This window comes from Winogradskyella sediminis (assembly GCF_003387355.1).
GTDB lineage: Bacteria > Bacteroidota > Bacteroidia > Flavobacteriales > Flavobacteriaceae > Winogradskyella > Winogradskyella sediminis.
The window spans coordinates 919757-920949 of record NZ_QUNH01000002.1 but is presented as its reverse complement, the minus strand read 5'-3'; the positions used below and the strand labels follow the sequence as shown (position 1 = coordinate 920949).

Sequence of the window (1193 nt, the reverse complement as noted above, 5' to 3'; positions counted from 1 at the left end):
TAATACGTCTACGCAAACTCAAAATGTGATAATTGATGATGTTACAGCTCCTGTCGCTGATGCCGCTACGTTAGTCGATATCACCGCAGAATGTGAAGTCACAACTCTTACACCACCAACCGCTACGGATAATTGTGCTGCAAGCGTAACCGTAACTCACGATGCAACACTTCCTATTTCAATTCAAGGCACAACGGTTGTAACTTGGACTTACGACGATGGTCATGGTAATACGGCTACGCAAACTCAAAATGTGATAATTAATGATGTTACAGCTCCTGTCGCTGATGCCGCTACGCTAGCCGATATCACTGCAGAATGTGAAGTCACAACTTTGACGCCACCAACCGCTACGGATAATTGTGCTGCAGGCGTAACCGTAACTCACGATGCAACACTTCCTATTGCAACTCAAGGCACAACGGTTGTAACTTGGACTTACGATGATGGCCATGGAAATACGTCTACGCAAACTCAAAATGTGATAATTGATGATGTTACAGCTCCTGTCGCTGATGCCGCTACGTTAGTCGATATCACCGCAGAATGTGAAGTCACAACTTTGACGCCACCAACAGCTACGGATAATTGTGCTTCAAGCGTAACCGTAACTCACGATGCAGCACTTCCTATTTCAACTCAAGGTACAACAATTGTAACTTGGATTTACGATGATGGTCATGGTAATATGGCTACGCAAACTCAAAATGTGATAATTGATGATGTTACAGCTCCTGTCGCTGATGCCGCTACGCTAGCCGATATCACCGCTGAATGTGAAGTCACAACTTTAACACCTCCAACTGCTACTGATAATTGTTCTGGAAGCATAACCGTAACTCACGATGCAACACTTCCTATTTCAACTCAAGGTACAACAGTTGTTACTTGGACTTACGACGATGGCAATGGAAATACGTCTACCCAAACTCAAAATATTATCATTAATGATGTTACAGCGCCTGTCGCTGATGCCGCTACGTTAGTCGATATCACCGCAGAATGTGAAGTCACGACTTTGACGCCACCAACCGCTACGGATAATTGTGCTGCAGGCGTAACCGTAACTCACGATGCAACACTTCCTATTTCAATTCAAGGTACAACGGTTGTGACTTGGACTTACGACGATGGCCATGGAAATACGTTTACGCAAACTCAAAATGTGATAATAGATGATGTTACAGCGCCTG

The 1193-nt window shown here is 44.3% G+C and carries 1 protein-coding gene; it reads left to right on the top strand.

Going from position 1 to position 1193, the window contains the following annotated elements:
- Positions 1 to 1193: HYR-like domain-containing protein (locus tag C8N41_RS16960; protein ID WP_394364699.1), on the top strand; the 1193-nt coding region annotated here is incomplete at both ends.